The organism is Anabaena cylindrica UHCC 0172, assembly GCF_034931625.1.
Classification (GTDB): domain Bacteria; phylum Cyanobacteriota; class Cyanobacteriia; order Cyanobacteriales; family Nostocaceae; genus Anabaena; species Anabaena cylindrica_A.
In genome coordinates this window covers 16,728-43,142 of sequence record NZ_JAYGGY010000022.1, presented here as the reverse complement: position 1 = coordinate 43,142, position 26,415 = coordinate 16,728, and the positions used below count along the sequence as shown (strand labels likewise).

The 26,415-nt window shown below is 39.5% G+C and carries 29 protein-coding genes and 1 other RNA gene; 9 read left to right on the top strand and 21 right to left on the bottom strand.

The features are described from left to right. Nucleotides 1-59: 59 nt before the first annotated feature. Entirely contained in the window at nt 60-2,186 is a 2,127-nt protein-coding gene (locus VB713_RS08465; RefSeq protein WP_416242418.1) for an NHLP family bacteriocin export ABC transporter peptidase/permease/ATPase subunit, read from the top strand. Nucleotides 2,187-2,300: 114 nt separating this feature from the next. Here the strand turns inward: VB713_RS08465 and VB713_RS08460 are convergent, their stop codons facing one another. The 6 genes from VB713_RS08460 to VB713_RS08435 form a co-directional block, all read right to left on the bottom strand. Further along, nucleotides 2,301-2,459, bottom strand: coding sequence for a hypothetical protein (locus VB713_RS08460; RefSeq protein WP_323311118.1), 159 nt, complete (start codon nt 2,457-2,459; stop codon nt 2,301-2,303). 155 nt (nt 2,460-2,614) lie between these two features. Then, a complete protein-coding gene (locus VB713_RS08455; RefSeq protein WP_323311117.1) occupies nt 2,615-2,761 on the bottom strand; it encodes a hypothetical protein in 147 nt (48 codons plus the stop codon). 30 nt (nt 2,762-2,791) lie between these two features. Next, entirely contained in the window at nt 2,792-2,947 is a 156-nt protein-coding gene (locus VB713_RS08450) for a hypothetical protein (protein WP_323311116.1), read from the bottom strand. Between the two features lie 21 nt (nt 2,948-2,968). After that, complete coding sequence (locus VB713_RS08445) at nt 2,969-3,124, bottom strand: hypothetical protein (RefSeq protein ID WP_323311115.1); 156 nt, start codon at nt 3,122-3,124, stop codon at nt 2,969-2,971. A gap of 22 nt (nt 3,125-3,146) precedes the next feature. Then, nucleotides 3,147-3,308 carry a hypothetical protein gene (locus VB713_RS08440; protein WP_323311114.1) on the bottom strand — a complete coding sequence of 54 codons (162 nt, stop codon included), beginning with the start codon at nt 3,306-3,308 and terminating at the stop codon, nt 3,147-3,149. A 185-nt stretch (nt 3,309-3,493) separates the two neighbouring features. Continuing rightward, nucleotides 3,494-5,086, bottom strand: coding sequence for a hypothetical protein (locus VB713_RS08435; protein WP_323311113.1), 1,593 nt, complete (start codon nt 5,084-5,086; stop codon nt 3,494-3,496). Nucleotides 5,087-5,256: 170 nt separating this feature from the next. On the opposite strand from VB713_RS08435, the gene VB713_RS08430 reads away from it, so the two are divergent. After that, nucleotides 5,257-7,398, top strand: a complete 2,142-nt coding sequence (locus tag VB713_RS08430; protein WP_323311112.1) for an NHLP bacteriocin export ABC transporter permease/ATPase subunit — start codon at nt 5,257-5,259, stop codon at nt 7,396-7,398. Nucleotides 7,399-7,496: 98 nt separating this feature from the next. Here the strand turns inward: VB713_RS08430 and queF are convergent, their stop codons facing one another. The 7 genes from queF to VB713_RS08395 form a co-directional block, all read right to left on the bottom strand. Further along, nucleotides 7,497-7,919 carry a preQ(1) synthase gene (gene queF / locus VB713_RS08425; protein ID WP_323311111.1) on the bottom strand — a complete coding sequence of 141 codons (423 nt, stop codon included), beginning with the start codon at nt 7,917-7,919 and terminating at the stop codon, nt 7,497-7,499. 42 nt (nt 7,920-7,961) lie between these two features. Further along, nucleotides 7,962-8,387, bottom strand: coding sequence for a hypothetical protein (locus VB713_RS08420; RefSeq protein WP_323311110.1), 426 nt, complete (start codon nt 8,385-8,387; stop codon nt 7,962-7,964). Nucleotides 8,388-8,544: 157 nt separating this feature from the next. Next, a complete protein-coding gene (locus tag VB713_RS08415; RefSeq protein ID WP_323311109.1) occupies nt 8,545-8,928 on the bottom strand; it encodes a phasin family protein in 384 nt (127 codons plus the stop codon). A 25-nt stretch (nt 8,929-8,953) separates the two neighbouring features. Continuing rightward, an RNA gene (gene ffs / locus VB713_RS08410) (signal recognition particle sRNA small type) lies at nt 8,954-9,050 on the bottom strand. Nucleotides 9,051-9,088: 38 nt separating this feature from the next. After that, entirely contained in the window at nt 9,089-9,355 is a 267-nt protein-coding gene (locus VB713_RS08405; protein ID WP_323311108.1) for a YciI family protein, read from the bottom strand. A 332-nt stretch (nt 9,356-9,687) separates the two neighbouring features. Continuing rightward, nucleotides 9,688-10,071 (bottom strand): DUF4346 domain-containing protein, encoded by a 384-nt coding sequence (locus VB713_RS08400; protein ID WP_323311107.1) that lies wholly within the window; start codon nt 10,069-10,071, stop codon nt 9,688-9,690. A 106-nt stretch (nt 10,072-10,177) separates the two neighbouring features. Next, nucleotides 10,178-11,362, bottom strand: coding sequence for a GNAT family N-acetyltransferase (locus VB713_RS08395; RefSeq protein ID WP_323311106.1), 1,185 nt, complete (start codon nt 11,360-11,362; stop codon nt 10,178-10,180). A gap of 724 nt (nt 11,363-12,086) precedes the next feature. On the opposite strand from VB713_RS08395, the gene VB713_RS08390 reads away from it, so the two are divergent. Next, nucleotides 12,087-14,087, top strand: a complete 2,001-nt coding sequence (locus VB713_RS08390) for an ATP-binding protein (protein WP_323311105.1) — start codon at nt 12,087-12,089, stop codon at nt 14,085-14,087. Between the two features lie 45 nt (nt 14,088-14,132). Here VB713_RS08390 and VB713_RS08385 read toward each other — a convergent pair whose 3' ends face one another. Continuing rightward, nucleotides 14,133-15,188: a Gfo/Idh/MocA family oxidoreductase gene (locus VB713_RS08385; protein WP_323311104.1), complete on the bottom strand. Its 1,056-nt coding sequence runs from the start codon at nt 15,186-15,188 to the stop codon at nt 14,133-14,135. A gap of 48 nt (nt 15,189-15,236) precedes the next feature. Further along, nucleotides 15,237-15,959 carry a ribonuclease III gene (gene rnc, locus VB713_RS08380; RefSeq protein WP_323311103.1) on the bottom strand — a complete coding sequence of 241 codons (723 nt, stop codon included), beginning with the start codon at nt 15,957-15,959 and terminating at the stop codon, nt 15,237-15,239. A 669-nt stretch (nt 15,960-16,628) separates the two neighbouring features. On the opposite strand from rnc, the gene dapB reads away from it, so the two are divergent. Beyond that, nucleotides 16,629-17,465, top strand: a complete 837-nt coding sequence (gene dapB / locus VB713_RS08375) for a 4-hydroxy-tetrahydrodipicolinate reductase (protein WP_323311102.1) — start codon at nt 16,629-16,631, stop codon at nt 17,463-17,465. A gap of 128 nt (nt 17,466-17,593) precedes the next feature. Next, on the top strand, nt 17,594-18,271 hold the full coding sequence (locus VB713_RS08370; protein ID WP_323311101.1) for a phosphate ABC transporter permease: 678 nt from the start codon (nt 17,594-17,596) through the stop codon (nt 18,269-18,271). A gap of 160 nt (nt 18,272-18,431) precedes the next feature. On the opposite strand, the gene VB713_RS08365 is transcribed toward VB713_RS08370, so the two are convergent. The 5 genes from VB713_RS08365 to VB713_RS08345 form a co-directional block, all read right to left on the bottom strand. Further along, nucleotides 18,432-19,061, bottom strand: coding sequence for a precorrin-8X methylmutase (locus tag VB713_RS08365; protein WP_323311136.1), 630 nt, complete (start codon nt 19,059-19,061; stop codon nt 18,432-18,434). 211 nt (nt 19,062-19,272) lie between these two features. Then, the gene (locus VB713_RS08360) at nt 19,273-20,082 is read right to left on the bottom strand and encodes a TPM domain-containing protein (protein WP_323311100.1); all 810 of its coding nucleotides are present in this window, start codon (nt 20,080-20,082) and stop codon (nt 19,273-19,275) included. A gap of 274 nt (nt 20,083-20,356) precedes the next feature. After that, complete coding sequence (locus tag VB713_RS08355; RefSeq protein ID WP_323311099.1) at nt 20,357-20,908, bottom strand: DUF948 domain-containing protein; 552 nt, start codon at nt 20,906-20,908, stop codon at nt 20,357-20,359. Nucleotides 20,909-21,025: 117 nt separating this feature from the next. After that, nucleotides 21,026-21,382 (bottom strand): YtxH domain-containing protein, encoded by a 357-nt coding sequence (locus VB713_RS08350; protein WP_323311098.1) that lies wholly within the window; start codon nt 21,380-21,382, stop codon nt 21,026-21,028. Nucleotides 21,383-21,476: 94 nt separating this feature from the next. Beyond that, nucleotides 21,477-21,845, bottom strand: coding sequence for a hypothetical protein (locus VB713_RS08345; protein WP_323311097.1), 369 nt, complete (start codon nt 21,843-21,845; stop codon nt 21,477-21,479). 277 nt (nt 21,846-22,122) lie between these two features. Here VB713_RS08345 and VB713_RS08340 point away from each other — a divergent pair, with 277 nt between their 5' ends. The 4 genes from VB713_RS08340 to VB713_RS08325 all read left to right on the top strand — a co-directional run bounded on the left by VB713_RS08340 (nt 22,123) and on the right by VB713_RS08325 (nt 25,893). Next, nucleotides 22,123-22,491 (top strand): hypothetical protein, encoded by a 369-nt coding sequence (locus VB713_RS08340; RefSeq protein ID WP_323311096.1) that lies wholly within the window; start codon nt 22,123-22,125, stop codon nt 22,489-22,491. Between the two features lie 192 nt (nt 22,492-22,683). Continuing rightward, nucleotides 22,684-23,403 carry a hypothetical protein gene (locus VB713_RS08335; protein ID WP_323311135.1) on the top strand — a complete coding sequence of 240 codons (720 nt, stop codon included), beginning with the start codon at nt 22,684-22,686 and terminating at the stop codon, nt 23,401-23,403. Nucleotides 23,404-23,736: 333 nt separating this feature from the next. Continuing rightward, entirely contained in the window at nt 23,737-24,504 is a 768-nt protein-coding gene (locus tag VB713_RS08330; protein WP_323311095.1) for a DUF1350 family protein, read from the top strand. Nucleotides 24,505-24,756: 252 nt separating this feature from the next. Further along, nucleotides 24,757-25,893, top strand: coding sequence for a PP2C family protein-serine/threonine phosphatase (locus tag VB713_RS08325; RefSeq protein WP_323311094.1), 1,137 nt, complete (start codon nt 24,757-24,759; stop codon nt 25,891-25,893). Here the strand turns inward: VB713_RS08325 and VB713_RS08320 are convergent. Then, complete coding sequence (locus VB713_RS08320; protein WP_323311093.1) at nt 25,890-26,216, bottom strand: STAS domain-containing protein; 327 nt, start codon at nt 26,214-26,216, stop codon at nt 25,890-25,892. The genes VB713_RS08325 and VB713_RS08320 overlap by 4 nt on opposite strands. Between the last annotated feature and the right edge of the window lie 199 nt (nt 26,217-26,415).

Genomic DNA, 26,415 nt, shown 5'->3' with positions numbered 1-26,415 from the left:
ATTGAATTTACCCGTTATACCGCCCAAAAGTGCGTATTAGAACCCCTACTGTTTTACAAATGGAAGCAGTCGAATGCGGTGCAGCTTCCTTAGCAATCATACTTGCTTACTACGATCGCATTGTTCCTTTAGCTGAACTGCGGATTGAATGCGGGGTTTCCCGTGATGGGAGCAAAGCCTCTAATGTGATTCTTGCTGCTAAACGCTACGGAATGGAAGCCGCAGGTTTCAAAGTTGAACAATTAGAACAGCTGCAAGAATTATCTCCCCCCTACATCGTTTTTTGGAACTTCAATCACTTTCTAGTTGTAGAAGGGTTGAGTAAAAATTGGGTGTTCCTCAATGACCCCGCTACAGGCCCCCGCAGAGTTGATTGGGAGGAATTTGATCAGGGGTTTACTGGGGTTGTGTTGGTAATGGAACCGGGAGCAGACTTCCTGAAGGGAGGACGTAAACCTAGTATTATCCTTTCCTTAAGCGATCGCTTGCAGGGTTCCTTTGGCGCAATTTTGTACTGTATTTTGGCAGGATTTTTGCTGGTACTACCCGGTTTAGCAATTCCCGTCTTCAGTCAGATATTTGTAGATCAGGTGCTAGTAGAAAATCGCAGTGAATGGCTACGTCCCTTAATTTTAGGGATGTTCATCACCACCTTGTTTCAAGGACTGTTAACCCTGCTGCGACTGCACTATTTGCGAAAACTGCGAATAAAACTGGCTGTGGGAATGTCCACGCGCTTTATGTGGCATATCCTCAGATTACCTGTAAATTTTTATGCCCAAAGATATGCGGGAGAAGTCAGCAATCGTGCCAGTTTGAATAATAAAGTCGCTCAGATACTTTCTGGCCAATTAGCAACCACAGTCATTGATGCAGTGATGATATTATTCTACGCTGTAGTGATGTTTACCTATGACGGGGTACTGACTTTAATTGGTATCTGTTTTGCCGCCATCAATGGACTAGCCTTGCAGTGGGTAGGCAGATATCGAGCAGATGCAAATATGCGCTTAGTGCAAGATTGGGGAAAAGCCGATGGAGTCAGTATTGCGGCGCTTCAGAGTATGGAAACATTAAAAGCATCGGCATTGGAGTCGGATTTTTTTACCAGATGGTCTGGATATTATGCCAAAGCCGTTAGCGCCCAGCAAGAATTAGAAGTTTCAAATCAGATATTAGGCGTTTTGCCTATTTTACTCACCTCTTTAACCTCCATGTTTATCTTAGTAGTTGGGGGTTGGCGAGTTATGGATGGAAACCTCAGTATCGGGATGTTAGTGGCATTTCAAAGTTTGATGTTGAGTTTTCAGCAACCCGTTAATACCTTGTTAGATTTTGGTACTACCGTTCAGGAATTAGAAGGGGATTTGAATCGTTTAGATGATGTGTTAGGTAATTCCCTAGATCCAGAAGTAGAGACAAGGGAAGAAATCCAAAATCCAAAATCCAAAATTCAAAAATTAACGGGTTATGTGGAATTACGGAATATCACCTTTGGTTATTCCCATGTTGATCCACCGTTAATTGAAGACTTCAGTTTATCGTTGCAACCAGGAACAAGAGTAGCTTTAGTGGGTGCGAGTGGTTCAGGAAAATCTACTCTAGCTAAACTTATCTGCGGACTTTATCAACCCTGGGAGGGTGAGATTTTCCTAGATGGAACTCCCAGAAACGAGATTCCACGAGAAGTTTTAGCAAGTTCCCTATCGCTAGTGGAACAAGATATCTTTTTGTTTGGGGGTACAGTAAGGGATAATTTGACCTTATGGGATGCTACAGTTCCCGATGAGCAACTTATCAAAGCCTGTCGAGATGCGGCTATTCATGAAACTGTGATGGCAATTCCGGGGGGATACGATGGGGAATTGCTGGAAGGTGGGAGAAATTTGAGTGGCGGACAGCGACAACGCTTAGAAATTGCCCGTGCTTTAGTGAAAAATCCGGCAATTTTGGTAATGGATGAAGCTACTTCGGCTTTAGATGCCCAGACAGAACAGATTATTGTCGAAAATCTGCATCAGCGCAACTGTAGTTGTATTCTAGTAGCCCACCGCTTGAGTACCATTCGGGATTGTGAGGAGATTATTGTTTTGGCAGCTGGAAAAGTTGTGCAGCGCGGTACTCACGAAGAATTATGGCAGGAAGGAGGAGTGTATGAGAGGTTGATTCGTTCAGAAGAAAGTTAGCCTATCACTGCTCAATTATTAATGTCAAAAAAAGCCTATTGTTAAGAAAATTAACAATAGGTTAGAGTGGATTAAACATAGTTTCTCTCAGGGAAAGAAAAGTGAACTATTGACTTACGTTATAGTCGTTCTATCACACCTGACAAAGTAGGCTTCTGAAGGTTTTCCACCAGCTACATCCTCAAGTTGTTCCAATTGAAGTTGTTGACACCTTGTGGCTTTCTTGACTTGATCTTTGTTGGATGTGTTGGTTTTTTGTTGTTTATTTGTCATTTTCTTGACCTCAATCTATTGTGGGGTGATATTACCCAATTAGTGTGCTGCGAGTCCAAACTGTTGAAAGTTATTTATTGCTACAGCTTTGTTTTGGACAGCTTGTCTCTCACCCTGAAATATTATTAAGTTGCTCTAGGGTAAGAGTCTATATTTTATAAATACCTTCGTACAGGCACATATCGCCATTCACTATCACTACCAGCACCAGTAATCTGAGTAAGTTCGTCTTCATGGAGTTTCGGAAGGCTAATCTTCTCAATTTTTCGTTGTTGTTTGGGGTTGAAGTTTTTCTTGTTCATTGGTTCGATTTCTCCAAAGGTTACTGATTTTTAAACAAGGCCTCTTTTGAGAGTCACGTTGCTATACTTCACGAATCCAGATAAACTGCCACCAGTAACTTGACTAAGTTCATCTTCATGGAGTTTATAGAGGCTGATATTTCCAGCTTTTTGCTGTTTTTTGAGATTTGGATTAGTCTTGTTCATTGGTTTGATTCTTCCAAGAAATTATTGATCTTTAACTACAACTTTTATATGTAATTCGCGTATTTCAAGTGGACCACCAGCGACTTTGCTAAGTTGTTCTAAGTTGAGTAGCTGCAATTGTGAAAATTTATTAACAATTGGTTGTTGTGGATGTGTTTTTGTTGTTTGGCTATTCATGTTATTAACTGCCACCTATAGATTATTTTCTGCCATTCTCTATAACAAAATGAAAGTCTGCAAGACTAACATCTCCACCCCCTGAAATACCATTGAGTTGCTCTAAAGTAAGAGTCTGCAATTTTACAGATTCTTGAGTGTGTTGTATTTCTTGGTTAAGGGGTTGGATTTTTTTCGTATTCATTGTCTTATTTTCTCTGAGGATAATTTACTAAATGTATATAATCTCTCTTTGTTTTCTTGCATTGGAAGAATGTATTCCAATACTTGGGCTTTGGTTGAGTTGATAGTATTAGTCTAATCTGAGGTGATAGGAAAGCGCATCGGATCAATGTCATCACTTAAGCATGACATTTGTCATTACTAAATTTACTTTCTCCAAACACCTGCATATCTAACGGAATTACCATCTACATAACCAGTGACATTCCGTGTAAGAAGACTGCTATTCTGTGCAGATTCCCACTCATTTTGATACTGCTGACTGCTCAAATCATGACGTGCCTTGAACGTGCCTTGAGTTACCGAGTTCCAAATTGCAGTAAAACGGGTTTGACCATTGTGTTGGTAGGCGTTGAGATATGCAATTTGACGACCCTGTTGTTGGTTTTCATTAAACAATTGTTGATACTGTGCGGAAGTCAAAAAAGATTTAGCCACAAAGCTACCAATATTTGTCTTTTCATAAAGTGCAGCGTAGCTACGATTCCCATTTATAGAAACAACAGAAATATTTTTGGGTCGCCAGCCATTTTTAGTCAAATCATCAATTCGTTTTTGATGTTCATCGGCAGATAGACCATGATAAGCAGTAAATGATGATCCATTCTCTTTAACAAAGATCGCTGCATACAAGACTGTATTACCATTCAGATAACTCTCAATCTGAGTTGGTCTATAACCAGCTTTGGTATATTGATTGAATTTAGCTTGGTATTGAGATGAAGTGAGATTATGAAAAGATGTCCATTCAATTCCATTATTAGGATGAAATAGAGCATTGAAGTAAATCTTACCGTTGACGCTAAAACCATCAATCCACTCTAGGCGATAACCTGATTTGGTGATTTGGTCAAAAACGAACTGATATTCACTGGCAGGAATACCATGTCGAGCAATTTCTTTATTACCTTTAGAAAAATCAGGCAAAATGGCAATTTTACCAGGTGGTAATCCTTGATTAGTCAGACGTTTCCAATCTTTATCTGAGTCTTGATTTGTCTCGATACTTTTTGTCCATACACTCGCAAAAGGTAGAGATAAAGGAGTATTACCTTTGCTTTTATGAATGTGTAAGTGTGGTCCGCTCGATGAACCACCATTTCCAACATTTCCAATAAACTGACCTGCTTTTAATGTTACTTGTTGAGCAGGAGGTAAAGTTCTTTCCGAATCATTGCTTGCATCTGTCACGAACTGCTGGGAAATTGGACATAAAGATTGAGGAATTGAACCCGGTTTTAGATGTGCGTAGAGAATCAATTCTCCATTGCCAACATCAACTGTTAAATGATTTCCACCACCGTAAATTGTCTTTGGATTCGATGTACGACCTGGATGACTTTTTCCTGGTGCAGGATTATCTGGTGCATTACGCCAACATTTAATTACCTTACCACTAGTAACTGCATACACTGGCTGACCGTAAATCAACTTATGTTCGTTTTTGCTACCGTCAGTTCCAGGTTTGTCAGTAGTCCAATTTTTACTACGATTATCAAAGCGAATTGCTGTCAAATCATAACCGAGTTTTTGACTGCCAGTACCATGAATTTCTTTGCGTCTGTACCAGTATTCACCTGATTGTAAATCTTCTGCACGACCGGGGAATAAGTAGGTAGTACTTGCCAATGCAGTTGATGTTAAATTAGTTAATAAAGGTATTGCAGGAGTTAGCAAAATGCTAGAAGTAATACCCACAGTAATAAATCGACGAATTGATTTTTGATGGTTGTTTTTCATATTATTAATCTTTGAGGATTATGTTCTGGGTTTTAATTCCCTCTCTCTCTACATACGTCAGACAAGATAGTTTTATGCACTATCCGCTTTTTACGGTAAAAAAATATTTGCTGGAACAGAATTATTCATCAATCTGGTAAAATTCAGGACATAATAAAACTCCCTGGCACATGACAGAAAAAGCCCTACGGGAACTAGCATCAATCCTCAATCCCACCGCTAACCTTCCCCAAGGAGAAACTCCCCTACTCATTGCTGTGGGTGCGGTAGGGAAAGCATTGGGGATAACTATTCGTCCTGCTGCCAAATCTGAAAATCTCAACGGAGTCCATGAAACCCTAGAGGGAATCGCCCGCGCTTCTGGTTTCCGTACTCGTCAAATCACCCTCACCTCCAACTGGTGGCAAACAGATTGTGGTTCTCTCCTGGCTTTTACTGAAGAAGATCATCTTCCTGTTGCTCTCCTACCTGTTAAAGCTACTAAATATGAGATACTTGACCCAGTAGAATTGACACGCACCCCTGTAAATCGCCACACCGTCGCCAAACTTGCCCCTATTGCCTACACCTTTTATCGCCCTTTACCAGATAAAGAAATTACAGTTCTGGATATGCTGCAATTTGCTCTGAGAGGTAGTACCGCAGACTTGCTGAAAATCCTCTGGGTGGGAATAATTGCTACTTTGTTGGGAATGTTTACGCCACAGATTACAGGTATTCTGATCGACTATGCAATACCCGATGCGAACCACAAGTTATTAATCCAGATGGGTTTGGGGTTGTTAGCAAGTAGTTTTGGGGTGATGATATTCCAATTGGCTCAAAGTTTTGTCATTCTCAGATTGCAAACCCATGTTAGTGTTGATACTCAAGCCGCCGTTTGGGATCGATTGCTGAAGCTCAAACCAGCTTTTTTCAGTCAGTATTCTACAGGAGATTTACACAATCGGGTTTCCGCAATTACTCAAATTCGCAATCGACTGAGTGGGAGTATTTTGCGATCGCTATTTACAAGTATATTCTCTCTCCTCAATTTGGGACTATTGTTCATTTATAGTTTCCCTCTAGCGTTAGTGGCCATTTCAGTGGCGTTAGTTGCAGTCATAATTACTACTGTATCCGGTCTGATTACCCGCCAAAAAATGCGTCCTCTGCAACAGCTTTCGGGAGAAATTTTTGGGCTGACTGTGCAGTTAATCAGTGGGGTTTCAAAATTGCGCGTTGCGGCTGCCGAATCAGCAGCATTTGCTTGTTGGGCAAAAAAATACACTCAGCAGGTAAAACTCATCTTGAGTACTCAGTTACTGGAAGATATCCTCACCGCTTTTAATTTTATGCTGCCAGTAATCAGTGCCATGCTGCTGTTTGGCTTAAGTGCATCTTTAATGAGACAGTCTACGGAGGAAACAGGATTATCTACTGGTACATTTCTGGCGTTTAATACCGCCTTTGCTATATTTATCACCAGCGCCACCCGATTAAGCAACACCTTTATTGATATTTTAGATATCACCATTTTGTGGGAACGCGCCCAACCCATTTTGCAGACAAAGCTAGAAGTTGATACTCACAAATTCCATCCCGGCAAGCTTTCCGGGCAACTAAAATTAGACCAAGTTTGCTTTCGCTACCGCCCGGATAGTGCTTTAGTTTTAGATAATATCACCCTGGAAGCCCAAGCTGGGGAGTTTATTGCCATTGTGGGAGCATCGGGAAGTGGCAAATCCACCATTATCAGATTGCTGTTAGGATTTGAAACTCCAACAGAGGGAATAATCTCTTATGACGGTAGAGATTTGTCAGGATTGGATATTGTGGCGGTGCGGCGACAGTTGGGGGTAGTGCTGCAAAATGGACGAATTATGAGTGGTTCAATTTGGGAAAATATTTCTGGAGGCGCAATTATCACCCAAGATCAAGCTTGGACAGCCTTGCAAATGGCGGGATTAGCGGATGATATTCAAGGGATGCCGATGGGCATACATACTATTATTTCCGAAGGCGGCGGCAATCTTTCTGGGGGACAGCGACAACGGTTGTTTATTGCCCGTGCTTTAGTACATAAACCAGAGATTTTGTTATTTGATGAAGCAACATCTGCGTTAGATAATCGGACTCAAGCGATCGTTACTCATAGTTTAGAACAATTGGGGGTAACTCGTATAGTGATTGCCCATCGCCTAAGTACCATTCGTCATGCAGAGAGGATTTATGTGCTGCAAGCTGGGAAGATAGTCCAGGTGGGGAATTTTGAGGAGTTGGCGGCGGTGAAGGGATTATTTGCTGATTTGATGGCGCGACAGATGACGTAAAAATTGAATGAAAAAGGTAAAAAATTTTGAAATTGAATTGTAGTGAGGGCTTCAGCTTTAAGTTGAGATATTTAGACCTCACTACAAAAAGTTCTGTGTTAACACACAATTTTTCTTTTGTGCTTTACTTCTACAACTGTATGCACATTCCCACGAGGAGTAAAATCAGCTTTTACCGTGAGTTCTAAGGGATCACAAGCAGCGATAAAATCATCTAGGATTTGATTTGCTGTTTCTTCGTGGGAAATATAGCGATCGCGATAACTATTAATATACAGCTTCAAAGCCTTCAATTCTACCACCCGTTCATCAGGGATATAGGTAATATAAATAGTCGCAAAGTCAGGATAACCAGAAAATGGACATTTACAGGTGAATTCCGGCAAGGTAATATTAATATCGTAGCGTCTACCCACACGCGGGTTAGGGAATGTAATTAATTTCCCTTCTGCAATCTCGCGTTCACCATATTTCATTTCTGGGTTTGCTGGGGTAATAGTCTCAGGTAAAGTATTACTCATAAAATTATTCTTGGAAAAACGCGGAAATTCATAACTACTAACTTAACACTCATTACTCGGTACTAGGTACTCAGTACTTTTTTCCCAGTCTGGACAATTTGCATCATCCCAACCGTGAGGATGCATACCACAAACTAGCAAGTTACCGCTATAAACTTGTCCATGATAGTTGCTACAACCCATACAAGCGGCATTTTTTTCTATTGTAGGTTCAACTGCATAAGGAAAGCCGGGATCTACATCTTCTGCCACGTCTTCCAATTCCCAGTGAATTTCCAAAAGCGGTTCAGCTAATTCCTGTAAGTACTGGTCAATGTCAGCAGCAATGCTATTGTGTATCTGTTCGGTAATTTCTTCCGTCAGTTCAAAAAATGAATCTACCATATCATTCATTACTAGGAAGAAGCTCTCTACTTCATCAGCCACAGTTTCGATGATTTCAACTACGTCTTTTTGCCACGGTTCCATAAGCTTAACTGCCTTAATGGCTACAAACAGGATGCTTGATATACCTGCTTGTAAGTGCTAGTGTAAAAAATAGGGAATGCACATAAAACAAGCTGTGCATATAGCGTCATCGCCAACTGACAACTTTTGCTGAGTCCTCAAAGTAAAAAGTAATTTTTTACTGATCGCTTTTGAGTTGCTCTAACTTTTGTTGCAATTCTAGTACTTGTTGACGTAAATGATCAACATTTCCAGTTGGTTCTTGCTTGACAGTTGCTTCTTCATCTACCTCCAAGATTTCGATGCGACGAGGTTCAGAAGGGGCTGTTTTTTCAGGTGTATCACCAGGTGCTTGGGGTTGTTGGGCTTGCTTCATCATATCTTCGACGAAACGACGAGCTTCTTCTGTATTCATTTCGCCCTTAGCCACCATCTCATCAGCCAGTTTTTGGACTTGCGATCGCAGTTCGGCTAATTTCCCCCCTGCTTTCTCACCAGCGTAAGAAGCCAAGCCTACACCGAGGTAAAAAGCTTTTTGAACAATATCTCCAAAACCAGGCATTGCTGCAAAGCGCTCCTAAAAATGGGGCGACCCGGAGACTACGCCTACCACAAGCATCCCTTATTGCTGCTACCTTCCGGTCCTGACAAAATTTGGGCGTTGAAGTTGCATAGATCCAGGTCTATAAGTAATCATAACATGAAAATTCGGTAATTGTGTGTCATTCCATAACAATTCGCCATTCGTGAAGCTGATAAGTGACACAACCGTTATGTACCAAGGGATCACCAGCAACTATAGCTTGTGCTTCATCCATTGACGCTGCCTCAAACAGCATCATTCCCCCTCCTCGTTGCGCCCAATAGCCGGTTTTAGCTTTGTGTCCTTTATCTATCAAGTCTTGTACATAGGCTGTGTGGGCGGGTACATATTGATCAAAGGTGGGTTTATCCACTAGACCTGCTTCAATCTTTACAAACCAAGGCATATCAATTTTACATTTGGAATTGGGAATAACTTATCATATCCTTGATTTTTACCTCTTTGCATGATCATGACAATGGATATCGACAGAATTTAAATATGCGTTTTCCAAAACTCCTATAGCAACGCTACTGCTTCACGACGGTAAACGCTGGAAGACTAAATCAGAGTCTCCTTTTTTGTTGTGTTGCTGTTGAGCAAAATTTAATTAAAAAATGATTACGAATATTTATTTCTATGCAATTATTACAATATGCATTTTCAAGATGTTGGCATGATTTGGAGGCTGTGAACAGTAACCAGAGATAACTGATAACTGTTCCCAATCCTTAATTCCTAATCCTGCACGTATTCCTTTCCTGTCACCAAAGCCAATTCAGCGCGGACAAATTCTCGCCCCAGATAAGCTGCATGGTCTAACATCGTTACCGGACAGGGTTGAGTTTCCTCAAAAATCTTCACACACAATTCTTTTGCCGTCCGCGCACAATATACCGTAGTGTGAATTCTCTCCACTTTTCCCCGTGCTGGAATTACCTGACCTGTTTCAGGATTTACAGCTAAACCACGTTCATCAATCACATTTGTAAAATGCTTGGCATAAATTAACCTCGCATTTTCATCCACATAAATAATGAAATATCCACTGGGATCAAGGTCAATATGACGCTGAGAAAGTTTATTATCAATTGCCGCTAAATCATCAACTATTAAATCCATATCAATTCTAAAAAGAGAAATTATTTGAACAGTTTTTTTACATTACATTTCCAGTGTAATTCTTAAGGTACCTTTTCCTTAAAAATTACCAGATGGAACTATATTTTTATTCTGGACTCCTGCCAACAAAAGGTAACTCTGCATTCATTGCCTTCATTTCCTCTGCTTCCATTTGATTCACCTCCAGGATATAGGGACGCAATATCTGCCCTAAACGATTGTTATAAAAGCGGTGGAGACTATAATTGGGTTTAGCCGGAAACCCTCGCCGTTTCTTGTGTCTACCCCCTGCACCAGGGTCAAAAGATTGGATACCATGAGCGATCGCCCATTCAATTGGTGCATAATAGCAAGCATCAAAATGTAAGCAATCTATGTCTTGAAAACTCCCCCAATATCGCCCATACAGTTTATCATCCTTAAATAAACAAAAGGACATCCCCACAGGTTGACGATCATCTTGTTCACTGTAGGCAGCAAAAAACGCTACCCGATGGCGATAATTAGTATATAACTGCTCAAAAAACCGCTTTGTGAGATACTTGCTACCCCACCAACCAAATTTATCGCAGGTATCAGCATAAAAATCATACATCAACGGAAACAGCGACTTCGGAATTTCCTCACCAGTCAACGCTTGCAGACGTAAACCAGCCTTATTTACAGCTTTCCGTTCCCGCTTAATATTCCGTCTTTGATTAGCATTGAATACTCCCAAATAATCATCAAAAGTTTTAAACTCAGAATTTTCCCAAATATAGCTATGGTGCAACCAAGCCGTAAAACCTTGACGTTCTAACACAAGTCGCCATTGGGGATCAACATAAAGAAAATGACAGCCAGAAATGCCATTTCTCAGGCAAAAAGAGTCAATCTCATGCAACATCATCGCCGTGATTTCCTCTTCATCCTCCCCAGGTGCAATTAAAAAGCGATAGCCTTCCGCAGGAGTAAAGGGTGCCATTCCCAAAAGTTTCGGATAATATTCCACCCCAATGCGAGAAGCTAACTCTGCCCACTGATGATCAAAGACAAATTCTCCTTGACTATGCCCTTTCAGGTAAAGTGGAGCAGCAGCAACTAAGCTTCTATCTCGCCATAATGTCAGGTGATTTGGCAACCAACCTGCATTTGCCGTAGCGCTATGGGAGGTTTCCATATTATTCAGCCACTCCCACTCTAAAAATGGGGTTTGCAGTGGCATAGCCAAATCATCCCAGGCTGCTTGGGGAACTTCGGCAATTTTGTTAGTCCAAACGACAGAATAGTTAGGTTTGAGTTGTTTTACCATCGTGTGGGTTTAAATATCTACTTTGAATATCTAGCAAATGCTTTTTTTAGCGTAATCCATCATACTGATTGTTGCAGCCGATCATGCCAAAATACTTTTTGATCAACTGCTGAACTTCTCGCAGTTTGTGACTAACCAGCATTTAACAAACTAGTTACTGAAAGAATTTAACCGGATTGAGGTTTCCAGAACTTGAAAATACTATATGAACTGGCTGAGGAGATTTATTTTTTTCTCTGTTGCAGCAGTATTGGACGTAATACTGCAAGTGTTGTGCTGTAGGCATGAAGCCTATAAACACTAAAGCTATACTAAAAACGGGTTAAAAGTGTCATTCTGTAGCTTGCTTCCCGTAGGGTACGAAGTGAAGAATCTCCGAGATACTAGAGCCTACGGCACGCTACGCGAACGCTGCACTACGTTACGTATGGCTACGCCACGCTACGCGAACAGTATGACATAAGTCCAGATTTCACCCGTTGGCAGTATATATCAAATATTCTGTATCCTGAATTCTTACGGATAGATATACCACACAAATCATTATTAAATTAAATCTACTTAATTATAGTTTTGGTATATTAAGTTTCTTTTTACCAAATCACAGTTTGATATTTTCTAAAAGTTACAATAAAGTTTTCATAAATTAATACAATGTCTCATTTAGCCGATCTAATTACATATCTTTGTTGTTGTGGTTTGCAGATGCGAAGTGAGACACTCGATGGCTAAATTTCAATCGTCTTTCCGGCGAATTTTAGTAACCAAAATATTGCTGCTATTTGTCCCAGTTTTATTAATCGGGGAAATGGCGGCATTAAATAAAGCACGTTCCAGCCTCTTGAATACTGCTCGGCAAAATTTAACAGAGAGTGCTATCTATAAAGGGGAAAAAATTACTGATGCGATTGCAGCACTAAAAACTAATTTACTGAGTGCTAGTCAAACAAGAGTTATTCAGTCTGGTTTATCAACCCCAGCCCAAAAATTTCTCACTCAGTTAGCGCAACAACTACCAACCCAAATTGATTGTATTCAACTCAAGAATATCCAAAGAGCCAAAATTATTGCTAGTAGTTGTGGCGATAAAATAATTGATAAAGTACCATTATCTTTTACTAATGATGAAGTTGAAATTACAGCTATTTTACCACCCAAGCCAGGAACAACAGGGAAACGAAACAGCCAAAATCAACTGCAATTAGTTTTATCAGCCCCAGTCTATAATCAAAGAGGAAATTTAGCTTACTCCTTAATTCTCCAGACCACATTACACCAACAAATTGAAAATAAGACAGGCTCTCTGATAGGTTCTTTAGTAGTTATTGCTGAAGATGGTACTATTTTGGCACACCCATCTTCAGAAAGGGTGGGAACTAATATTAAAAATTATTCAGATGCTAAAGAACTAAAAAATTTAATAAAAAATGCCATTAAGGGAAATAATGATTCAATCAAGTTGAATTTACCAAAAGATAAAGAATCAATTGCCGGCTATACAGCGATTCCTAATCCCCTAACACAACAGCAGCAACAAAAATGGATTATTTTAGCTGTTGCTAGTGTTCAAGATGCATTGTATGGATTAGAAGAAATCAAACTTATCCTCATTGTCTTAACAGTTGGTTTAATTGGCACAAGTTTATTGGCATCTTTGTATTTAGCTCCCTATTTAGCGAGGCCTGTAGAAGAACTCAGAGACTATGCTTTAAATATTCACAGTCACCACGCTGCACAACCAATTCCCCGTAACTTTAAAATCCGGGAGTTTAATCAACTAGCTCAAGCGTTAGATCAAATGGTTGAACGACTAAAAGCTTGGGCAGAAGAGTTAGAAATAGCCTGGAAAGAAGCCAAATCAGCTAACCAAGTTAAAAGTCAATTTTTAGCGACAACTTCCCATGAATTGAGAAACCCACTGCATATTATTATTAACTGTGTTCGTTTAGTTAGAGATGATTTGTGTGATAGTCGAGAAGAAGAATTAGAATTTCTCAAACGAGCTGATGACACAGCAATTCATTTATTAGGTATTATTAACGATTTACTGGATATTTCTAAAATTGAAGCAGGTAAACTTTCTGTTGTGATAGCACCTCTGGAATTACGTCAATTATTATTAGAGGTGATTAATTTACAATCACTTAATGTGCAGCAAAAGGGATTACAATTAAAATGCGAGCTAGGTAATGAACTGCTACCAGTTAAGGCAGATAAGGGAAAACTCAAACAAGTTCTTATTAATATTATTGGTAATGCTACTAAATTCACAGACCAAGGTAGCATTATAATTAGTACCGATATTCAGCAGATAAATGGCAGCTTTTATGTCATAGTTTCGGTAAAAGATACAGGTATAGGTATTGATCCTGAACAGCAACATAAACTATTCCGTCCCTTTGTGATGGTAGGTGGCACAAGCGCACGCAAGTTTGAAGGTACTGGATTAGGATTGGCGATTTCTCGGAATTTAATCGAATTGATGGGAGGAAAAATTACTCTGGAAAGTTTGGGTTCTTTCCAAGGTACAACGGTGCAAATTATCTTACCTTTAATTGATATATCTCTATTACCGACCTCTGAGAAAAAGGGAGATTTAGGTAATAATGAAATGAAAGGAAGTGGTTATTCTAACTTGCAGCAAGATCAACCTGCAAATATTTATGCTTCTTCAAAGGGAGAGATGAATGCAACGCCAGATATTCAGCACATTGCTGGTAAATAAGGCAGAAAATAAGCCTGAAAAGGTCATGATAGCGGCTATTGGGACTTAATTAGGAATTATTTTGATAATTTTTCCGCCTTGATTTAGAGATTTTGTCAAAGCGGTGAGAATTTCCACTAACTCTCTACCTACCCAACCAGAGGAGATGAGTGAAGGTGTATTGTGGAAAATAGAGGTAATAAAGCGATCGCACACTCGTCCCAATGGTTCACCTTTTTCTAGTTCCAGCACTTCCTGGTATTGATTCACTGGCATAAATTGATGTCCCTGTTGCTCAAACTCGCCATGTATCAAGGTTAAAGGTGATAAAGGAGACATTTCATCAAAAATCAAACTCCCCTTGCTACCGACAATCCCTAAGCGTCTCTGTTTATCAGGATTTAGCCAGCAGAGATGAATATATGCTTGAAAATTATCTGGATAAGTCAGCGTTACCCACACCATATCAGCTAAACCTTGAGTTTCAGATGATGTCGTGTTTCCTGCTATTTCTCCACTTCCTTGTAGCCATACTGTACCCGTTGCTTGCACTTTCACAGGTAACTTACCTAACCAAGTATTAAAGATGGCTATATCATGAATAGCCAAGTCCCACAGTGCATCAACATCTTGCCGAACTGGCCCCAAATGGGTACGAGTAGCATAACCATAGCGTAAATCGCCTAACTGACCAGCTTGAACTACAGTTTGACCTTTTTCTACTGCTGGGTGAAATAAATAAGTGTGGTCAACCATGAGTATCAATTGCTGATGTTTAGCTAATTGACAAAGTTCCCAGCATTCTTCTGGGTCAAGAGTGAGGGGTTTTTCTGCTAAAACATGATATCCATGTTGGAGAGAGTCTTTAATTAAGGCATAGTGAGTGATAGCTGGAGTTGCGATCGCTACTGCTGTTAGTCCAGCTACCTCCTTCACCTGCTGCCAATTGGTTGTTAATAATATATTTTCATCTAAATTAAACTGTTCTTTGATAACCATCAATCGTTCTAAATGCGGGTCTACTACCGCCACTATATTCACTTGGGGATGTGCCAGAAAATTTCTGAGCAAATGCACTCCCCAACGTCCAACACCGATAACTGCAAGTTTAATTTTAGTCATTAGTCATTAGTCATTAGTTATTAGTTATTAGTTATTAGTTATTAGTCATTATTCATTAGTCACTTCTTCAGTAACTGCCGAATAAGCTATTTTAGCAGCAGCCTGTTCAGCGGCTTTAATCGAGCGTCCCTTACCTTTTCCTAACATTTTTTCATGTAACCAAACCTCAGCGACAAAACGCTCATGAGTGCGATGGGGTTGATTAACTTCCACAACTCTATATTCTGGCAAAACTTTAAATTGCGCTTGAGTCCATTCTTGTAGAGCCGCTTTATAATTAAGTCGAGCTGGGTCAAGGCGAATTTCTGTGGTTAGTTCTTGGAAGTGGGGATCTAACCAAGGACGAATTAGTTCTAAATTATGAGTGCTGAGATAAAGCGCCCCCAGAACTGCTTCAAAAGCATCTGCGAGACGTGATTCTTGACCAACATGATCAGCGGTAGCACTACCAGCAACAAGTAAGTATAATTCTAAACCATATCCTCTTGCTAATTGGGCGAGAATGCGATCGCTCACCAATACTGAACGAATAGCCGCAAAATCACCAACTGAGCAATCTGGGTAATGTTCCCATAACATCACCGCCGCCACCAACCGTACCACCGCATCGCCCACAAATTCCAACTGTTCATAATTTGCCGAGTCGGAAACAGTGGCGTGAGTTAGTGCCAAGTCAAGCAATGGCCACTTGATCGGACTATCTGTTGATAAACCTAACTTTTGAACTAAACTTTCAAGTTGCCGTTGACGGCGAGGATAAACGCGGGACATTCAGTAAATGTAGAAAAAAGGGATAATAACTCTTAACTTAGCATTAAAATAAAGTATACATATAAATCAGTTTTTTGTTAACAAAGTTACTGTAATAGTATTTTCATCAATTTGTAGAATTTGGAATAGGCTTGGAACTCTCATAAAATCGCCGGATTCTAATACTATTCACCATTGCCCTGCCCTATACTAACTAGATAGTAAGAATTCAGGAGTCAGGAGTCAGGAGTCAGGAGTCAGGAGTCAGAATGCTCGTGAAATGAAGAATAGAGATCAGCGAGATTTAATTAAAATCATTAAATTTGAATCGAAAAGCCTTTATTCTTATGACTGGGAATATTTTCTATCCTGAATAATTACACTAGATATGCAATTTAATTTTAGTGCAATTGATAAATTTTCCCTTTATTAACCAACACATTACCTGTTAATAAATTCTTCACGGTAGTTCCTAAATTTCGTTGAAAATCTACCTCAAATAACTAGGTGTTCTCATTTAATTTGCTATAATCTGAATTTGATAAATCAAACAAAATAAGCATAGTAAACTGTGTAGAAAACATCCTCTGAGGGTAGGGACTGCTGCAAGTAGTTCAAATAATCTCTTGGCCAATTGTTGGGACTGTTACAAGATATAAGTAAAATGACTAAAAACGCATTTATGGAAATATGACTAATCAATCTACTATCCCGGTTATTGTCAACGGTGCAGCTGGCAAAATGGGACGTGAAGTAATCAAAGCGATCGCTCAAGCACCAGATATGATTTTAATGGGCGCTCTTGATACTTCACCGGAACATCAAGACAAAGACGCAGGAGAACTGGCAGGTTTAAGCGAACCTTTAGAAGTGCCAATTACCAATCAACTAGAGCCGATGTTGGGCTATGTGGCAGGTGAAAGGCAGATGGCTCCTGGGGTGATGGTAGACTTTACCCATCCTGATGCAGTTTATGATAATGTGCGGAGTGCGATCGCTTATGGTATTCGTCCAGTTGTCGGCACCACAGGTTTAAGTCCCGAACAAATTCAACATTTAACAGACTTTGCCGAAAAAGCAAGTACAGGTTGCTTGCTGATTCCTAATTTCTCCATTGGTATGGTATTGCTACAACAAGCCGCAGTCACCGCTTCTCAGTATTTTGATCACGTAGAAATTATCGAACTCCACCACAACCAAAAAGCCGACGCACCAAGCGGTACAGCTATTCAAACAGCGCAATTATTAGCAGAATTAGGTAAAACCTTCAACACGCCTCAAGTCGAAGAAACAGAGAAAATAGCCGGAGCAAGAGGCAGTTTAGTCGATGAAGGGATTAGAATTCATAGTATCCGCTTACCAGGACTAATTGCCCATCAGGAAGTGATCTTTGGCGCAGCAGGGCAAATTTACACCTTACGCCATGATACAAGCGATCGCTCCTGCTATATGCCCGGAGTCCTACTAGCAATTCGCAAAGTAAACCAGTTAAAGTCATTAGTATATGGATTAGAAAAAATACTTTGAAGAAGGAAGAAGTCAGGAGTCAGGAGTCAGGAGTCAGGAGGAATAAAAAAGTTAACTCACAACTCACAACTCGGTACTCACAACTCACAACTCGGTACTCATTACTCACAACTCATCACTCATAACTCATGTTAGTTCCCCTAACTCGGTCAAAATTTGAACAAATTATGCCCCTTATTGCCACCGGGATACAGTACAAGTACTATTGGGGCAAGTCTGCCAGTTTTTTGCAGAGACTATTAATTTCTGTAGTGACCGTAGTTGTGATTCTGCTAGTACAACTCCTGTTTAAGTTGGACTTTAGTGTAATATTCATCTTCGGGGTATTTAGCGCTTTTTTTTGGCTCTGGTATCCCGTATTTCAAGCTAGTACACGCAATGCAAAATGCCGTCGTTATAAGTACAGCGGCTTTTTTCGTGGACGAGTCCTAGATTGGTGGATTACAGACAAATTGACTGGTAAACAAGAAACCGTCAATAACAAAGGCGATTTGGTAATTATCGAAAACCGCGAAAAACGTATTAACCTAGAAATAGGCGATGACACAGGATTTACTGTCGAGTTTGATGCCCCATTACGTCCTGCCCATAAAGCGATCGCACGTGGTCAAATCGCAGAAATGATCGTCATGTCAAATCGCCCAGATTTAAGCAGCATCGAAGAATTTAGCAACATCTACATTCCCAGTCGTAACCTATGGGTCAGTGACTATCCCTACGTGCGAGAAGATTTATTTAATGAAGTCAGTCTTCGCTTACGTGAAGGACAACAGCAAAAACCACGTCGTCGTCGTCCAGAAAGGTGATTGGGGATTGGGGATTGGGGATTGGGGACTGGGGACTGGAGACTGGAGACTGGGGAGTTGGGGAGAGTATGTAAAACTTTGCTGAATCTATAGACAAATATCTATCTGTCTTCTGCTCCCCTACCCCCTGCCCCCTGCTCCCTGCCCCTGCCCCCTGCCTTCAATTCCCCCCATTCCTATCTTGTCCGTAGGCTTGCCAAGCTAAATCAACCAAACCATTGACAATTGCAGCTGCCACAACTGCATTACCCTTGCGACTGTCAATAGTAATATAAGGTACTAAAGATTCTTGCAAACGTTCTTTATCAGTATCAACATTGATAAATCCCGCTGGAGTGGCAATTATCAAAGCAGGTCGAATTTCTTCAGCTTCAATTAAATCTACCAATGCGGTCAGTGCAGTTTGGGCTTGACCGACCACAAAGATTCCCTCTGGATAACGCTTGGCAAGAGTTTCAATTCCCCAAGCAGAACGAGTTTTTTCTTTTTGTGGACGTGTCAGCGCTTCCATACTGCAATACACCGGGTTGGCAAAGGTGTTTTGAATTTCATAGGCAATACCTACTTGTACCATAGGCGCATCTACCACAATTGTGGTACGTGCCGCTAGTGCTGCGGCTCCTGCTTGTAAAGCGTGTTCCGAAAAACGAATCAAAGACTTGTACTCAAAATCAGACGTGGCGTATATTACTCGCCGGACTATCTCATACTCTGCTGGTGAAAAGACATGATCGCCAATTTCACTATCAATGATTGCCAAGCTTTGAGCATCAGTTACGTGCCATTCCATCGCTGTTAAGCTTCTCACATATTAGCTTTCAGCTTATCATCAGAAGGCAGGAAGAAGTAAGAAGCCAGGAAGCAGGGAGCAGGGAGCAGGGAGCAGGGGAAGAACTCCCTAACTCATTACTCATTACTCATTACTCGGTACTCGGTACTCATTACTCATTACTCATTACTCGGTACTCAGTACTCAGGACTCAGTACTCGGTACTCGGTACTCAGGACTCAGTACTGGAAGAAGGACGACTGAAACCTGGAGATAGGTAAGCAACCAAAACACCAATCAAAAAAGCCGAAATATTACGAACCAAAGGAACCCAATCACTTGTGCGGGTAACAACTGGGCCAATACCGAAGGCAATAAACAAAATTCCCCACAAAGGTGAGAAAATTAAAGCCCATTGCCAAGCAAACACTTGTTTATTATTACGGGGTTGAGCAGCAAAGCCACAAATCACCCCACCAATAGCGGAGGTAATCAGGGTCAGTATCCATTGCTCTCTTGGTAGTCCGGGAACGACGTTGCAACCACCTTTGAGTAAACAGCCTTTGACTGAATCTAAGGCTTGTAGGATGGCTTGGTCTTCCCCTTGTTCGCGCACGAAGTACAGGTTGCCAAAACGGGTTTGCAGTTCAATCCAGAACGTCCTGGGTAAAAATTCATAAACCGCATCACCAACACTAAAGCTGAGAATGTTGCCACCACGAGAATCAGCAACTAAGAGAATGCTTTTCTCATCTAAACCCCAATATTTGATGACTGCTCTACCTGGAGTGCGATCGTACTGGGTTAATACTCGTAATTTCCAGCCAGTATCTGTTTCAAATTGTTCTAATTCTCGGACTAGCTTTTCTTCTTGAGGGTCAGGAAGCGTTTTAGCTAAATCAACAACTGGGGTAAATATGTTGGGTAGTAAGTCAGGATTTTCATAAGCTAGGGCTGATGGAGATTGCAGCGCCCAAATTGACGCGGTGAAGCAAAATACTGCAATGGATACTAAAAATCGTCGCCAAAAACAAAGCTGCATGGAATTTTTTATACGAATATTAACGGCAGAAGTGAAACAAGTTGTTTTAAAAGAGTACGGGAAAAATGATACTTCTTTACACTTCTTTACTTTACTCTAATCTAAGGTATCTACGCAAAGGGTAATTGGTAACAGGCTTCCGGGATGCTACTCTTAGCTTGCTTCTCCGCAGGAGTAGAACGTCCGAAGGCTGACAGAGAAGAGGTAGGGAGCCGAAGGCAAGGGCAGATCAATAATAAATATCCTCTCCCCAATACCCCATACCCAATCCCTGTCAATCAGACCAATCTTCTGAAGGTGCAGATTTTGAAATTAAATCTTCATCATTAAAATCACTTTCCCAATTAATAGCTTCACTATAACTATGATTGGGGCGGTATAATTCCGTTTGTGTGCGCCTATTTTCTGGCCTCAACGCTTCTCGCTCTCGCAGGGTTAGCTCTGATTTTTCATTCATGGGTAAGCGTTCTGGGCTACGTCTAGCAGGTTTTTGGCGCGTGAAGGTTTTCCACGCAGCTTTAACACCTATTACGAGGCTGCGTGTGCTGATTTGAATATTCTGAGCTTGTTTTTTGGCACTATCTAGGCTTTGATCTACTTGTTTAACCACTTGACTAGCACTTTTGACACCTTCACTAACATCATCAGTTAAGTCTGTCAGTTCTAAACTAGTGTTGCGGATGGCGTTGAGAGTGGGTGGTAACTCCCGTGAGAGAGTATCAAAGAACTTTTCGGCACTGCGAGCAGCGCGTGCTAACTCTTGCAAGGCGGGTATGAAAGCCACCAGGACAGCAGTTAGACTAGCAGCGACTAGGAGGGTGGACATTCCCAGCCAAAACAGAGGGTCAATCACGGTTATGCTGTTTATCTTAAAGTAAGCTGAAAACCCTTGAGGTTATGGTTGACTTAGGAAGCCACAGCCATCCTTTTCGTAGGGGGAGTGTCAAGAGTGTTCTAGTTGCTGAGTTAGAGAATCCGTGTTTTCAGGATCGGCGGGATTTTGCCGTTGTAGGGCTTCGCTTTCGCGTTGTGTAGCATCTACACCAGCAGCGATCGCTATCCGCAATCTCTCTAAAGTGTCATCCCAGTTTCGCAGTGCGCTGGCAGAAAGACGATCTGCCTGAATTTGTACGCTGGTTGATAGATCCTCTGCTAATTCTGGCAAAGCATCGGCAGATTTTTTTAAAAGTTTACGTGTTTCGCGCCCTGTGCGTGGAGCAGCAAGCAAACCGGTTAAAGCACCGATAGTAGCTCCCAGCATCAAACCGCCAATAAATAATCCAGAACGGTTATTAGACATCTTTATTGTTTCTCTCCTTACACCCATTTTAGGTGGGTTTTATCCCCTGGCAATAGTGAGGGATTTGATCTAGTCATTCTCTGCTGACAATATATCAGTCTGTGAAGTTGCTTTGATTGATTAGCTGATGAGTGGAGCTATTTTTATTTCTGGAGGTAGAATCTGGCTGCCAAAAAGAGCGCTGCCAGATTTTTCTGCCTAGAACGACAAGGTTGAGAATTTGCTGGATTTGTTGAATTTGCAGTTTAACCTTTTGGTGTTTTTGGCGGAGGTTATAAATTTCCTGATAACCTGTATAAATACTTTCTGGTGCTGTAAACAGAACTGAATGGCTAACACGTTCATAGCTGTTCAACCTATCTGCAATGATTCCCAGTTTTTGTTTGATTCGCCACACTTGCCGAGCTACATAGAGGAGTATCAGGGAGATGAGGATGTTAATCAGGACAACTACAGTTACCATTTTTACCTTTACTCTAATAAGCGTGACTTGGCACTGATTTCATCATACTGGCATATTTTTATGGTAAAAAGAAATACAAGAGTGGTAATTTATAATTTCTTGATAATTAGATTTAATTTTTATATTCCAAGTACAAATGCTGCTGATTACAAGTAAGAATATTTTTTATCCTTGATCTGATTATCTTATCTCTGTAGCTTCAACTTCAGTTGTTTGACCTCCAGTTAAACTACACTTAAAAAATAATTCTATTAGAAAATATTCAATTCCAACACATATGACAGAAAAAAGCTTGGAATCATTAATATTCAAAATTGTCAAAAAGGTGATCAAAAAAGAAATCAAAAACCTCAACTATGACAACTTGCCAATTATTTCTAGCCAGGAAAATCAACAGATAGAAGGCTTTATAGAAACTTTTGGCACACCAGAAGTGATTGATGATATATATGCTAATGGAATTGTCAATTTATCTACACAAGAAGATGTGGAACTTGAGCGCAAGTTGCGAGAACTAAAATTTAAACAGGAACTTAGAAAAGATTGGATATTATTTATCTTAAGGGATGTAATAGTATATTCTACTACTATTTTATTTATGTTTATTGTTGCTGGATTCTATTTATTCACCCTCATCAAAAAGTGACTTAAATTACAATTATCCATGTTTTTTGTCATCTGTCCTAGGTATTATTGACAAATTGGACTAAAAATTTTACTTTTAGCTAATTTTCTCTAAATTAGATAAATTTTTAACAAAATGCTATTCCAATTACCATTCCCAAAATTTGATTGCTATATTAGATTAAATTACTATAATGGGAAGGATTGGCAAGCTGTGCGGGATGATTTAGAGGGATTGGAAATTACTAATCATGAATTGCAAAAATTGACTAATTTACCTGTTAATAATGAATTGATCATTGTTACGAATAATATCCAGAAGTTAGGGAAATACTTACTGGATAAAATCAAAGGTTCTGAGGGTGCTACTGTAATTTTTATTAGCTGTTCTATTTTTGCATTTACATATCTTTTATTTGATCTGCTTGTAAAATTATTTGCCGCTTGGATCACAATACCATCTTGGCTATTATTATTTTGGTTTGGTGTTTGGGTTGGAGGTATCATCCAAACTATATTATATTTGCTTTGGATAAATAAACGTGAATTTGTTAAAACTAATATAACGAATTCTCTACGAATTTTACTGAATGATGTAGAAAGATATAATGATGTTATTAAAGCTATAAATATTAATGACCAAATAGAAGCAGCAGGCAATCCAGAAGTAGCTATAAAGCAAAGAGAGAAAGTTATTGAAGCTTTAAAGCTTACTAAATCAGATTTAATTCGGGCTTTGAAAACAGAGAAAATTTTACGGGAAAATAAAAACTTTATTCTCAATAATTCAGATTTATTTGCTAATAATTTAGCAACTTTAACATCCATGCAGGTTACTGAACAAGCTAGTGAGCATGGTAGATTATTAAATGAGGCATTACAAATTGCTTTAGATGTGCAGTATGAAATGAGAAAGTTGCATAGTCATGGTTAAAACTAAATATACATAGACAATTTTTATAGATCCGGAAATTCTTCAAGTCAATTTCCCATATCTCTAATCCATTACTGACTAAGTTACTTTTTCCTTTATTCCTTTATATAGGGATATAAGCAGTAACTGTATTTGTAGAATAAATTATTTTGCTGTTTTTAGCGAAATTTTTGCCGTTTTTGTTTGTCTAGTATGCACCGGCACAGTTGTTTGGTGAAGCTAACCATATATTTATATTTTTAGAAGATTACACCCTCTCCATCATTATTAGGTAATCTTCTGGCGGGAACAGAGTAACATTAAAGAATATGAAGTAAGCGTTTGCACATTGGCATGGACTGGAAAGAAATCAGAGGTAATTGGGTAATTATTCCCCGCAATCCCATCGGTATCATCCATTTCTTGGGGGGTGCATTTGTCGCTACTGCACCTCACCTCACTTACCGTTGGTTACTAGAGGAGTTGGCCGTTAAAGGGTATGTTGTTATAGCTACGCCTTTTGTCAATACCTTAGATCATAGAGCGATCGCTCAATCTGTACTACTTAAATTTGAACGAACCCTAGAACGCTTGCAAGATTCTGGTGAAATACGCAAGCTATATCTCCCTACCTATGGTGTTGGACACAGTATGGGTTGCAAACTCCATTTGCTCATTGGTAGCCTTTTTAGAGTGGAACGTGCTGGGAATATTCTCATTTCCTTTAACAACTACACCGCTAAGGAAGCTATTCCTCTAGTAGAACAATTAAATTCTACCTTGGCGATTGAGTTTACACCAACACCTTTAGAAACCAACCAACTTGTACAAGAACTTTATCATATCCGGCGTAATTTAATTATAAAATTTAGCAATGATAATCTTGATCAATCAGTAACAATAACCAAAATCTTACAAAATCGCTTTCCAGAAATGGTGACTTTACAAACTTTATCTGGAAATCACACCACTCCATTAGGTCAAGAAATTAAATGGCAAACAGGAACTTCTTTTACTCCTTTTGATGCTTTAGGACAATGGTTTAAACAAGAAGTATATCGAGATTTAAATCATCTTAAAAAAGCCCTAGTTTTCTGGCTAAACCCTCTATCACAGTCATAATTTTAATTATCTCCAAAACGGGAGCAAATTACGCCTTATTCCAGGTACATAAGTTTTAAAATTTTATCCCAACTCAAATTTATGCTCAATAAAGCTTTGGCTCCTAATTCCTGAATTCTACTATCATAGATCATTAAAAATGAAAAGTTTTTCAATCAGGTTAGTAGTCACAATCATAAAACACTACTAACAAATTGTTCATCACTGTATTTTTATTTTTGTATAAAATATTGATTGTGTACGCCATTTATTATGTTTCAAATTCTAGTAATTGATGATGACTACTCAATACAGATATTCCTGAAAAGAATGTTGGAAAAACAGGGTTATCAAGTAATCACTGCCAGTAATGGACAGGAGGGAATTTTGCAAGCGCTTGCTTGTCCTCCAGCCTTAATTATTTGCGATTGGATGATGCCCGGTTTAAATGGACTAGAAGTCTGCAATCGTATTAAGAAAGATCCTAATTTATCTACCACATTCTTTATTTTATTAACATCCTTAGATTCAGTCGCAGATCGGGTTAAGGGACTAGATGCTGGTGCTGATGATTTTATCTCTAAACCAATTGAGCAAAATGAACTCCAAGCTAGGGTAAGAGCAGGATTACGCTTACATCAGTTGAACCGAGATATACAAACCCAAAAGTTATTGTTAGAAACAGAATTAGCAGAAGCGGCAGAATATGTAACCTCCCTTTTGCCTTTGCCTATATCTACACCTGTGGCTATTAATTATCGTTTTATTCCCTCACGACAATTAGGGGGTGATTGCTTTGATTATTACTGGCTTGATTCTGATTCTTTGGCTATTTATCTATTAGATACTGCGGGTCATGGACTCAGAGCGACTCTTCCTTCTATTTCTGTACTGAATTTACTTCGCTCTCGTGCGCTAAAAGATCTGGATTACTATCAACCTAGTCATGTGTTAACAGCTTTAAATGATACGTTCCAAATCAATTATCAAAATGATAAATATTTTACTATTTGGTATGGTGTTTATAACCGAATTAGTCGTCAGTTAGTTTATGCAAGTGCTGGACATCCACCAGCAATATTAGTATCTGGAAAGTCTCCCACGACTACGGAAATAAAAACCTTGAAAACACCAGGTATGCCAGTGGGGATGTTTCCTGAAGCAAAGTATGTTGATGGAACTTGCACTGTTGACGAGTTTAGTCGTCTTTATATTTTTAGCGATGGTGCATATGAGATTACTAAATTAGATGGCACTCTTTGGAGTTTAGATGGATTAATTCAGTTACTAGTTAGTTTACAGCATTCAGTTGATTGCCAACTTGATCATGTACTGAATTATCTAATCAATTTAAACTCCAAAGAAGCCTTTGATGACGATTTATCTATTTTACAAATTAAGTTCGATTAATTTTTGGTGAGTAGAATTTGATTAAAGGCATCTTGGCTGGGAAATATTTCAAATATCTCGTTCATACTAGTCAATTCAAATATCATCCTCACTTGTTCATTAATTGAACAGAGAACCATTTTAGTACCAGCATCTCGTAGTGTTTTAAAAGCCAAGACTAGAGAGCCTAGCCCAGAACTATCTAGAAATGTGATATTTTGACAATCAACTAATACAGTTTTTACGCCACTTTCGAGAATTTTGGCAATATCTTGCTGAAATTCTGATGAAGTTTCAGCATTTAAATTTTTTTTGAGTGTAAGAACTTTCACCTGCTGACTCATAATTAGGTTACTCTGATTGATGTCAATGATGTTCTGTTGTAGCTAGTATATACCAAAATAGGAAATTAAAAAAATACTCTTTATCTAAATTACATAAATTTTTCGTGATGAAAATAATAGGTTATCAATTATAAATTTGCAAATAAATAAGTTAGTTTTTTTGGTTGAAAATTCATACAAAATTGTTAATTATAAACTT

What these genes read in the sequence shown, in the direction of transcription:
- VB713_RS08445 (WP_323311115.1), bottom strand. Translation starts at nt 3,124, where the DNA reads ATGAATAGCCAAACAACAAAAACACATCCACAACAACCAATTGTTAAT.
- VB713_RS08330 (WP_323311095.1), top strand. Translation starts at nt 23,737, where the DNA reads ATGGACTGGAAAGAAATCAGAGGTAATTGGGTAATTATTCCCCGCAAT.
- VB713_RS08350 (WP_323311098.1), bottom strand. Translation starts at nt 21,382, where the DNA reads ATGTCTAATAACCGTTCTGGATTATTTATTGGCGGTTTGATGCTGGGA.
- VB713_RS08430 (WP_323311112.1), top strand. Translation starts at nt 5,257, where the DNA reads ATGACAGAAAAAGCCCTACGGGAACTAGCATCAATCCTCAATCCCACC.
- VB713_RS08385 (WP_323311104.1), bottom strand. Translation starts at nt 15,188, where the DNA reads ATGACTAAAATTAAACTTGCAGTTATCGGTGTTGGACGTTGGGGAGTG.
- VB713_RS08440 (WP_323311114.1), bottom strand. Translation starts at nt 3,308, where the DNA reads ATGAATACGAAAAAAATCCAACCCCTTAACCAAGAAATACAACACACT.
- VB713_RS08355 (WP_323311099.1), bottom strand. Translation starts at nt 20,908, where the DNA reads ATGTCCACCCTCCTAGTCGCTGCTAGTCTAACTGCTGTCCTGGTGGCT.
- VB713_RS08365 (WP_323311136.1), bottom strand. Translation starts at nt 19,061, where the DNA reads ATGGAATGGCACGTAACTGATGCTCAAAGCTTGGCAATCATTGATAGT.
- VB713_RS08395 (WP_323311106.1), bottom strand. Translation starts at nt 11,362, where the DNA reads ATGGTAAAACAACTCAAACCTAACTATTCTGTCGTTTGGACTAACAAA.
- VB713_RS08450 (WP_323311116.1), bottom strand. Translation starts at nt 2,947, where the DNA reads ATGAACAAGACTAATCCAAATCTCAAAAAACAGCAAAAAGCTGGAAAT.
- VB713_RS08420 (WP_323311110.1), bottom strand. Translation starts at nt 8,387, where the DNA reads ATGGAACCGTGGCAAAAAGACGTAGTTGAAATCATCGAAACTGTGGCT.
- VB713_RS08340 (WP_323311096.1), top strand. Translation starts at nt 22,123, where the DNA reads ATGACAGAAAAAAGCTTGGAATCATTAATATTCAAAATTGTCAAAAAG.
- VB713_RS08465 (WP_416242418.1), top strand. Translation starts at nt 60, where the DNA reads ATGGAAGCAGTCGAATGCGGTGCAGCTTCCTTAGCAATCATACTTGCT.
- VB713_RS08370 (WP_323311101.1), top strand. Translation starts at nt 17,594, where the DNA reads ATGTTAGTTCCCCTAACTCGGTCAAAATTTGAACAAATTATGCCCCTT.
- VB713_RS08455 (WP_323311117.1), bottom strand. Translation starts at nt 2,761, where the DNA reads ATGAACAAGAAAAACTTCAACCCCAAACAACAACGAAAAATTGAGAAG.
- VB713_RS08325 (WP_323311094.1), top strand. Translation starts at nt 24,757, where the DNA reads ATGTTTCAAATTCTAGTAATTGATGATGACTACTCAATACAGATATTC.
- queF (WP_323311111.1), bottom strand. Translation starts at nt 7,919, where the DNA reads ATGAGTAATACTTTACCTGAGACTATTACCCCAGCAAACCCAGAAATG.
- VB713_RS08415 (WP_323311109.1), bottom strand. Translation starts at nt 8,928, where the DNA reads ATGCCTGGTTTTGGAGATATTGTTCAAAAAGCTTTTTACCTCGGTGTA.
- VB713_RS08345 (WP_323311097.1), bottom strand. Translation starts at nt 21,845, where the DNA reads ATGGTAACTGTAGTTGTCCTGATTAACATCCTCATCTCCCTGATACTC.
- VB713_RS08405 (WP_323311108.1), bottom strand. Translation starts at nt 9,355, where the DNA reads ATGCCTTGGTTTGTAAAGATTGAAGCAGGTCTAGTGGATAAACCCACC.
- rnc (WP_323311103.1), bottom strand. Translation starts at nt 15,959, where the DNA reads ATGTCCCGCGTTTATCCTCGCCGTCAACGGCAACTTGAAAGTTTAGTT.
- dapB (WP_323311102.1), top strand. Translation starts at nt 16,629, where the DNA reads ATGACTAATCAATCTACTATCCCGGTTATTGTCAACGGTGCAGCTGGC.
- VB713_RS08360 (WP_323311100.1), bottom strand. Translation starts at nt 20,082, where the DNA reads ATGCAGCTTTGTTTTTGGCGACGATTTTTAGTATCCATTGCAGTATTT.
- VB713_RS08320 (WP_323311093.1), bottom strand. Translation starts at nt 26,216, where the DNA reads ATGAGTCAGCAGGTGAAAGTTCTTACACTCAAAAAAAATTTAAATGCT.
- VB713_RS08460 (WP_323311118.1), bottom strand. Translation starts at nt 2,459, where the DNA reads ATGACAAATAAACAACAAAAAACCAACACATCCAACAAAGATCAAGTC.
- VB713_RS08435 (WP_323311113.1), bottom strand. Translation starts at nt 5,086, where the DNA reads ATGAAAAACAACCATCAAAAATCAATTCGTCGATTTATTACTGTGGGT.
- VB713_RS08400 (WP_323311107.1), bottom strand. Translation starts at nt 10,071, where the DNA reads ATGGATTTAATAGTTGATGATTTAGCGGCAATTGATAATAAACTTTCT.
- VB713_RS08390 (WP_323311105.1), top strand. Translation starts at nt 12,087, where the DNA reads ATGGCTAAATTTCAATCGTCTTTCCGGCGAATTTTAGTAACCAAAATA.